Genomic DNA, 544 nt, shown 5'->3' on the forward strand with positions numbered 1-544 from the left:
TGCAAGTGCATTTTCCTGTTTCGCGACATCTCATTCCGAGCCGAAGAAAGATCGTACAAGCCGTCAACGGCATCGATTTGGATGTTTATCGAGGCGAAACGCTCGGCATTGTTGGCGAATCAGGCTGCGGAAAATCCACCTTAGCACGTGCTCTGCTGCGCTTAGTTGAACCCACGCACGGTAAGCTCACTTGGAAAGGTGAAGACATGCGTGGCTTCAGCAAAAACAAGTTAGCACGTCGTCGCCAAGAATTTCAGATGATATTCCAAGACCCATCGGCGAGCCTCAATCCGAGATTGACGATTTCAGAATGTATCGCAGAGCCGTTACTCACACACCAGCCTCAACTTAAACGCGCCGAAGTCGAAAAACGCGTCATTGAGATGATGGACAAAGTGGGTCTGTTGGCAAGCCAACGTAACCGATATCCGCATGAGTTTTCTGGCGGTCAGTGCCAACGTGTTGGCATCGCGCGAGCCTTAATCCTCAATCCGGACTTGGTGGTGTGTGATGAACCCGTCAGCGCATTGGATGTATCGATTCA

Annotated in this window: 1 protein-coding gene; it reads left to right on the forward strand. The window is 50.7% G+C overall.

Going from position 1 to position 544, the window contains the following annotated elements; genetic code table 11:
* Nucleotides 1-5 precede the first annotated feature (5 nt).
* The coding region (locus R7Q46_RS29625; RefSeq protein WP_411978796.1) for an ATP-binding cassette domain-containing protein at nt 6-544 on the forward strand (539 nt) is incomplete at its 3' end.

Source organism: Vibrio sp. 811 (assembly GCF_033339195.1).